The organism is Vibrio sp. Vb1574 (assembly GCF_033338675.1).
In genome coordinates this window covers 73,902-80,518 of the sequence record NZ_JAWOTC010000016.1, presented here as the reverse complement: position 1 = coordinate 80,518, position 6,617 = coordinate 73,902, and the positions used below count along the sequence as shown (strand labels likewise).

The window sequence follows — 6,617 nt, the reverse complement described above, 5'->3', positions numbered from 1 at the left end:
CCTCAGAAGCTACAAACAGAATAGATAAGTTGTTAGTAGCCAACTCGAGCTCCTTTCGGAATAACAACAATGCCCTCCTCAGACACGTGGAAGTGTTTTTTATCTTCTTGAAGATTCACACCAATCTGAGTACCAGGAGCAATATCGGCATCCTTGTCGACAATCACACGACGTAAAACACATCCTTCGCCAATTTTTACGTCACCAAGAAGTATACATTCGCTGATATCGCAAGCAGAAGCAATATTACTGCGAAAACCAAGCACCGACTTTTCGATTCTTGAGCCTCTAACATAGCTGCCATTACACACTAAACTATCGATTATCTGCACACGACCATTATCAGAGTCGGTAAATGTCGCAGGTGGCAATGGTGGGTAGTAGGTATGCAATGGCCATTTACGGTTGTACAGCGAAAATGGTGCATCTTTTTCTAGCAGATCCATATGCGCTTGCCAGTACGCATCAATAGTTCCGACATCACGCCAGTACACCTCTTCTTTTTCGCCACTGATTTTGTTGGTACTGAAGTCATACACGAACACATCACCTCTAGGGAACATCTTTGGAATGATGTCCTTTCCAAAATCATGTGATGAAGCTTCATTATCCGCATCTTCGACCAACTCTGAGAACAGTACCTGAGCTTCAAAAACATAGTTACCCATTGAAACTAAAGCGTAATCAGGGTCACCAGGAATCGACTTCGGATTTGCTGGTTTTTCTTCAAAGCCAATCATACGACCTTCACTATCGACTTCGATAACCCCAAATTGCGACGCCTCTTTTAGTGGCATGCGCAATGCAGATACCGTCAGAGAAGCCTTCTTTTCTGAGTGGAAGTTCAGCATTTGTTTGATATCCATCTTATAGATATGGTCAGAGCCAAAAATACAAACTTGCTCTGGTTCCTCTAATTCCATAAAACGCAGGTTTTGATAGATCGCGTCCGCCGTCCCTTCGTACCAACGTTTACCAGTACGCATTTGAGCGGGAATAGGATCGATAAAGCGGTCTGTAATACCGTTGATGTTCCACCCCTTTTTTAAGTGATGGAATAAAGATTGAGATTTAAATTGGGTTAGGACGTAAATGCGCATCAGATCCGCATTAACAAAATTGTTTAGAGCAAAATCGATCAATCGATAACTACCACCAAACGGTACCGAAGGTTTACTGCGAGATTCCGTTAAAGGTCTCAAACGAGAGCCTTCACCGCCAGCAAGAATCATTCCCAAAACACCAGCCATTTGTTGTTCTCCATATCGTTATAGCTTGGATTTGGTACTCGCTTGAATGAGTCATACTCGGGGAGTCAAGCGAATACATTTAGCAACCGTCTCTGAGTTTCTGTGAACTCTTACAACACGGATAAAAAAGCTACGGCACTTCCAGTATGCAACGTCCACTCTTTCCTTATTTTTTGACGCAAACAATGCACACAGTTGCACTAATTTTTGTAATAAATTATCTAAGCGGGTTCTAAATTACAATTTTTAATACGCCATTCTGTGTACCATACAGCTCTTGCGTACTCAAGACGATATCTAGATCACACATGGAAAAGCAAACGATTACATTGTGAAAACAATTTACGAACGGATTCACTACACCGCCGATTTTTTAGCCCAATGTATAACAAATATGTGAATGCAAAATGAAAGTTACAACGAATATTTTTTACATAAAAAATACATCAGCGACTACGAAATATTGATACTGGGATCTTCTCGCGTCAGCAAAACTCAGTCAAAGCAGCAAAGATCTATACGAACAACACAGTGGCCTTTACGCAAAAACAAAACGCAAAAAAGGCAGCGATATCGCTGCCTTTTTACATTACTTAGATCGTACGTTTTTATGCTTTCGCTTTTTTACGCTTATCAGTGACTTCCCACTTACCGTCAACAAAGAGCGCTGTCCAACCAGATGGTTTGCCATTCTCTTCCGAACGAACGTAGTTCTCTTTTGTTTTGCGACTAAAGCGTACAACTGCAGGACGACCATCAGGATCTTCTTGCGGTGCGGTCGCTAGGTATTTGAACTTCTCAGGTAAACGCTCTTCAAAACGTGCCAGTTCAGCAACCAAAGGAGCACGTGTCTCGCGCGATTTCGGGAAGTTGCTTGCCGCCATAAATAGACCTGAAGCACCATCACGAAGTACGAAATACGCATCTGAGTTTTCACATGGCAACTCGGGGAAATGAACAGGATCTTCTTTCGGGGGCGCGACTTCGCCATTCTTCAAGATCTTTCGAGTGTTCTTGCACGTTTCGCTCGTACAATCCATGTATTTACCAAAGCGACCATTCTTAAGCACCATATCAGAGCCACATTTGTCACATTCAACAACTGGACCATCGTAGCCTTTTACTTTGAACTCGCCGTATTCAACAAGGTAGCCTTCACAGTTCGGGTTATTACCACAAACATGCATCTTACGCTTGTCATCAATCAGGTATGCGTCCATCGCTGTTTCACAGATCGGACAACGCTTTTTAGCACGAAGAGCTGCGGTTTCAACGTCTTCTTCTAGAACGTTAATAATACCTTCTTCGTCACCCAAGTTGATGGTTGTCTTACAACGCTCTTTTGGTGGTAACGCGTAACCTGAACAGCCTAAGAACACACCTGTTGAAGCAGTACGGATGCCCATTGGACGGCTACACGTCGGACACTCGATATCCGTCATGACGATGTGGTTTAACTTCATACCGCCTTCTGACTCATCCAGCTCCGCTTTTTCAAGATCGCCAGTAAAATCAGCAAAGAAGTTGTCTAACACAGCTTTCCAGTTCACTTCACCTTCAGCGATTTGGTCCAATTTCTGTTCCATACGCGCAGTAAAGTCGTAGTTCATCAAATCGTTAAAGCTGTCATCAAGGCGGTCAGTAACAATTTCACCCATTTTTTCAGCGTAGAAACGGCGCTGATCAACTTTCACGTAGCCACGATCTTGAATCGTAGAAATGATCGATGCGTAAGTCGACGGACGACCAATACCTCGTTTCTCTAGCTCTTTAACCAGTGCTGCTTCAGTGTAGCGCGCAGGTGGCTTTGTAAAGTGCTGTTTAGGGTCAAGTGACTCTAAGCTTAGCTTATCGCCAAGTTGTACCGCAGGAAGGATTGTATCCTCGTTTTTGCCCATTGGACGCTGTACACGAGTCCAGCCGTCAAATTTAAGGATACGGCCTTTCGCTTTAAGCGTGTATTCTGCCGCTTTTACACTGATGGTTGTTGAATCGTATTCTGCTGGCGTCATTTGACACGCTACAAACTGATTCCAAATCAAAGCGTAAAGTTTGTGCGCATCAGCATCGACACCTTGCAGGTCTTCCGCCTTAACACCCACATTTGAAGGACGGATCGCTTCGTGCGCTTCCTGTGCTCCTTCTTTGCTACCGTACGTCAATGCTTTCGCTGGTAGGTACTTATCACCAAACTCAGAACCAATAAAGTCACGTACAGCGTCCACAGCCTCGGCACTTAGGTTAGTCGAGTCAGTACGCATATAAGTGATGTAACCGGCCTCATAGAGGCGCTGAGCTAGCATCATGGTCTTTTTCACGCCGTAGCCCAGACGTGTACTTGCTGCCTGTTGAAGCGTAGAGGTGATGTAAGGTGCTGAGGGCTTGCTCTTTGTAGGGCGGTCTTCACGCTTACATACTTCGTAACTTGCATTCTCAAGTACAGACATCGCTGCTTTGGTTTCTGCCTCATTAACTGGCTTAAACGCAGAACCGTCTTTCTGAGCAACAAGCAGTTTAAAGTCCGCTTTGTCTTTCGTTTTCGTATTCGCATGAATGTCCCAGAATTCTTCTGGTACAAACGCGTTAATCTCACGCTCACGCTCAACTAACAGTTTCACCGCAACAGACTGCACGCGACCAGCAGATAAACCACGAGCCACTTTTTTCCAAAGTAAAGGTGAAACCATAAAACCAACGACACGGTCCATGAAGCGACGTGCTTGTTGGGCATTTACACCATCCATGTTCAGCTCGCCAGGTGTCTGGAAAGCTTGTTGGATCGCGTTTTTCGTAATTTCGTTAAAAACTACACGTTTGTATCGCTCTTCATCGCCACCGATGATCTCACGAAGGTGCCATGCGATTGCTTCCCCTTCGCGGTCCAAATCGGTTGCGAGATAAACGCAATCTGCGTCTTTGGCGAGTTTTTGTAGTTCGTTGACAACTTTTTCTTTGCCTGGAAGGATTTGGTAATTCGCTTCCCAGTCATGATATGGGTTAATCCCCATCTTTTTGATCAACGCTTTGCGGTCTTTCTCTTTTTTAACGCGCGCTTTCTCTTCCGGACTCATCCCTTTAGTTGAGATGGCTGCGGCTTTTTTCTCACCAGTGCTTTGACCGGCCGTAGGCAGATCACGCACATGACCAACACTAGACTTAACAATAAAGTCTTTACCAAGGTACTTATTTATCGTCTTTGCCTTGGCTGGTGACTCCACTATAACGAGTGATTTACCCATAACTGACTCTAACGTCCTTCATAATAATGCGGGTAGAAACCTTGTTTAAAGGCCACCCGCATAATGTTCTATTTCATTGCTTCTTTTTTTACTATTGTGCGAGATGAAAAGAAGATCAACTGCTTTTTTGAAATTCAGATCCGATTGGTTGACAATTCATCGTCTTTATACTTCAAAGAGACAGGGTTCTGAAAGGTATTGAGCGGCATATCTAAACAGGCAAACTTAGCATCCGCTAATCCAATGCAATAAATTTTGTTACCCATCACAAAATAGTTTGGTTCAATGCTCTGCCATCTTCCTCCGCATCATGCTTATACTCTAAAAATTGATCTGTTTAGTCTTACTGAACGATTGACTGAATTAATCATGCACACCCATTTTAGTTGTAGGTATACTCAGCATTCTTAACTAAATAGAATGGTAGAAAGAATATGTCTGATAGAACGTTTATCGAAGAGTTCGACCTTCTTTTGATCGCTAACCAAATCATCCAAGAGCACGATGATTACATCGAGGGAATGCGAGCAACAAGTGTAGAAGAAAAAGAAGGTGTTTTAGTTTTTAAAGGTGAATACTTCCTTGATGACAAAGGTTTACCAACTTCAAATACGACTGCAGTATTCAATATGTTCAAATACTTAGCGCATCACCTTTCTAAGGAATTTACGCTGGTTAAATAGTATTGGGAAACAAAAAAGCCAGAGTGTTATTCACTCTGGCTTTTTTGTTTTAGGTCAGAATATTTAGCAGCTTAAAGCCTTAAGTTTGTCGAAGTAGTCAGGGAACGTTTTCGACGTACACTTTGGATCGTTAATCGTCACAGGCGTATCACTAAGTGCCACCAGCGAAAAACACATCGCCATTCGATGATCATCGTAAGTATCAATCGCAGCATGCTTTAACTGAGAGACAGGTTTGACGATGATGTAGTCTTCCCCTTCTTCCACTTCCGCACCGACTTTACGTAACTCAGTCGCCATAGCTGACAAACGGTCTGTTTCTTTTACACGCCAGTTATAAACGTTACGAATAGCGGTAGTGCCTTCGGCAAATAGCGCTGTTGTCGCGATGGTCATTGCAGCATCAGGGATATGGTTGTAATCCATATCGATGCCTTTCAATTGACCAACACGTGAAATTACGTAGTCATCACCCCATTCAATTTCTGCACCCATTTTTTCAAGCGCATCAGCAAATTGAATATCACCTTGAATGCTGTTTTTACCGATACCCGTGACTTTAACTTCTCCACCTTTGATGGCTGCCGCCGCCAAGAAGTAAGAAGCAGAAGACGCGTCACCTTCAACCAAGAAATCACCTGGAGCAATGTATTGCTGACCGGCTGGGATCACAAACTCTTGATAGTCGTTGTTGATCACATCGACTCCAAACTGCTTCATGATATGCAGGGTGATATCGATATAAGGCTTAGAAACCAAATCGCCTTCGATGTTGATGCGAATTTCACCTTCAGCCAATGGCGCAGACATTAAGAAAGCGGTCAAGAACTGACTTGAAATGGACCCATCGATAGAAACTGTACCTGCTTTTAGGCCAGTACCAATTATTTTGAGAGGCGGAAAGTTCTCGTTTTCCATGTACTCAACGTTCGCACCAGCATCTTTCAGTGCCGTGACAAGGTGACCAATTGGACGCTCTTTCATACGAGGTTCGCCCGTCAGTACATACTCCCCTTCTCCAAGACAAAGAGCCGCAGCTAATGGTCGCATCGCAGTGCCAGCATTGCCGAGAAATAACTCTACCGGCTCTGAGACAGAAAACGGACGCCCAAGGCCTTCAACGAGACATTCTGTTTTATCTTCGGAAAGTTGGTATTGAACGCCTAGTTTAGTCAGCGCATTCAGCATATGACGAATATCATCACTGTCGAGGAGATTAGTAAGGCGAGTTCTGCCTTTAGCAAGAGCAGCAAGTAAAAGAGCTCGATTAGAAACACTTTTAGAGCCAGGAAGGTTCACTTCCCCTTGAATTTTATTGATAGGTTGTAACGTTAGGCTTTCCATTAAAAGTTGATAATCCTTTGTGCCCTCAACATACGATTTTTTATGAGGGCTAAACAATTCTTCGTGAATTCAGACTACCCAAAAAAACACGACAAAACCAG

The 6,617-nt window shown here is 43.6% G+C and carries 4 protein-coding genes; 1 reads left to right on the top strand and 3 read right to left on the bottom strand.

The window, feature by feature from the left end; all coding sequences use genetic code 11:
* Positions 1 to 32: 32 nt before the first annotated feature.
* Positions 33 to 1,250 (bottom strand): glucose-1-phosphate adenylyltransferase, encoded by a 1,218-nt coding sequence (gene glgC / locus R7O12_RS12720; RefSeq protein ID WP_005378352.1) that lies wholly within the window; start codon positions 1,248 to 1,250, stop codon positions 33 to 35.
* A 608-nt stretch (positions 1,251 to 1,858) separates the two neighbouring features.
* Entirely contained in the window at positions 1,859 to 4,489 is a 2,631-nt protein-coding gene (topA, locus tag R7O12_RS12715; RefSeq protein WP_053303238.1) for a type I DNA topoisomerase, read from the bottom strand.
* 434 nt (positions 4,490 to 4,923) lie between these two features.
* On the opposite strand from topA, the gene R7O12_RS12710 reads away from it, so the two are divergent.
* Positions 4,924 to 5,172 (top strand): YciN family protein, encoded by a 249-nt coding sequence (locus R7O12_RS12710; protein ID WP_005387884.1) that lies wholly within the window; start codon positions 4,924 to 4,926, stop codon positions 5,170 to 5,172.
* A gap of 63 nt (positions 5,173 to 5,235) precedes the next feature.
* Here the strand turns inward: R7O12_RS12710 and aroA are convergent, their stop codons facing one another.
* Positions 5,236 to 6,516: a 3-phosphoshikimate 1-carboxyvinyltransferase gene (aroA, locus tag R7O12_RS12705; RefSeq protein ID WP_005387883.1), complete on the bottom strand. Its 1,281-nt coding sequence runs from the start codon at positions 6,514 to 6,516 to the stop codon at positions 5,236 to 5,238.
* Positions 6,517 to 6,617 lie beyond the last annotated feature (101 nt).

Coding starts and splice junctions, on each gene's coding strand:
- glgC (WP_005378352.1), bottom strand. CDS start 1,250: ATGGCTGGTGTTTTGGGAATGATTCTTGCTGGCGGTGAAGGCTCTCGT.
- topA (WP_053303238.1), bottom strand. CDS start 4,489: ATGGGTAAATCACTCGTTATAGTGGAGTCACCAGCCAAGGCAAAGACG.
- R7O12_RS12710 (WP_005387884.1), top strand. CDS start 4,924: ATGTCTGATAGAACGTTTATCGAAGAGTTCGACCTTCTTTTGATCGCT.
- aroA (WP_005387883.1), bottom strand. CDS start 6,516: ATGGAAAGCCTAACGTTACAACCTATCAATAAAATTCAAGGGGAAGTG.